This window comes from Lentibacillus sp. L22 (genome assembly GCF_040812445.1).
GTDB classification, from domain to species: domain Bacteria; phylum Bacillota; class Bacilli; order Bacillales; family Amphibacillaceae; genus Lentibacillus_C; species Lentibacillus_C daqui.
In genome coordinates, this window is the sequence record NZ_JBFNXI010000098.1 from 1 (window position 1) to 1,577 (window position 1,577).

The 1,577-nt window shown below is 40.0% G+C and carries 1 protein-coding gene; it reads right to left on the bottom strand.

The features are described from left to right. Window positions 1–214: 214 nt before the first annotated feature. The gene (locus ABRT01_RS18185; protein ID WP_269412189.1) at window positions 215–1,513 is read right to left on the bottom strand and encodes an IS91 family transposase; all 1,299 of its coding nucleotides are present in this window, start codon (window positions 1,511–1,513) and stop codon (window positions 215–217) included. Window positions 1,514–1,577: the final 64 nt, after the last annotated feature.

The following is a 1,577-nucleotide window of genomic DNA, read 5'->3' on the forward strand; positions in this document are numbered from 1 at the left end:
TAAGAAAAACCGGGCAAACCCCGCCCGGTCCTTTTGTATCCACCATAGTTAGAGAAAATCCGATAATTTATATTCCTGTCCATGTATGCCCTTATAATACTCCGGATACATGTCTCCCCCACATTGTTCACAACTAAATCTGGGTGGAGTTGTTGGATCTCCTCCATCCATCAAATCAAATTCCTGTACGACATCATAAGGAATCTTCTCCTCCTCATGACACACCAAACAATGATAATTGACAAACGTCTTCTTGGGGCGCAGATGGTCGGTTCCCTTTTTCCTCTTTTTGCTTTTCTTGCCCGTTGCCTTCGAGATGATGAATCACCCTTTCTAGATAGCTTTTTGCTTCTTTCGTTAATGCTATTTTTATTTCTAATCGTCCTCCCTCAAGACAGACTTCACCCATGTACTCATAATAGTTGTTGCAATGTGGGCAAATCATTGGATCTTTTTGTCCACTTGAAATAATACGCTCTCTCCATGTTTGGCGGCGTAATGTCTTTTTCACCTTCAGTATCCATCGTTTTGTTCCTTGTTGCCATGTAGCCAACAGCTTTTTACTTAACTTCTTGCTCCTTCTTGAGTACATGCCATAATGACGAATCGTTTTAAATTGTTCATCCGGAATATGACGTATTAAACGGATGATAAACTCTTCTACTGTAACTACTTCATGTTTTTCTTTCCCATCTGTCTTGTCCACATACTTAAAAGTTACAGTTTGACCATCATATGCCTCGATCCGATTGGTTCCAATCGCTGGTCGACGAATATAGCGGCCAATATAGCGAAGCTGCTCTTTTATCTTTCCTCTTTGTTTTGGGGCATACACATAGAAGCCTTCCCCATTTGCGGAAAAAGCCTTTTGTAATCTTGGCTGTATCCTTTTCTTTTCTTGCTTCGTCAAGTTTTTTCGGATGAGCTTCAACACTACCGTCTGCCATTGCTTTCGAAGCATCTTGAATGGTATAAAATCGTATCCTTTCCATTCCCCTTTTTTCGTGATTCCCCCCATCGTTACCATCATATGTACATGGGGATTGAAATTCACTTTGGAACCAAACGTATGCAATCCAACTATAATCCCCGGTATCACCTTGGCTTTCTTCTGAAAATAGTCAGTAAGTAATTTGGCTGCTTCATCCATAAGTGGCTTTAAAAGCTCACGATGTAAAAGGAATATATCCCGTAGCCCTTCATCAATTGTGAGTATCACATGTCGGTGATTCACTTGTAATACGTCCTCAGACAATAGACGACTCCATTCTTCGCTTTCTCCAACAGAACAGGTTGTACAAAAACGTCCCTTACATCGGAAGGGAATACGCTTTACATCATGGCAGCCCTCGCAAACAAAAAGTTTGAATCCTTTTTTCATATCTCCACAGTCACGAAATTTCTCTACCTCCTTTGTGACAATAGGACGGATTCTCTTTCCGTATTTCCTTTTGAATGATTCCCAATGTTGATTTTCGTCAAAGAAGATTTTTTTTAATATGTTTTTCCCCATACATAAAAAATACCACAGTAACACTCACTGCGGTAGACCCAAATTTTATACTTTCCTATCTTTT

Bases quoted from the DNA above. Each gene is read 5' to 3' on its own strand.
- ABRT01_RS18185 (WP_269412189.1), bottom strand. From the start codon at position 1,513: ATGGGGAAAAACATATTAAAAAAAATCTTCTTTGACGAAAATCAACAT.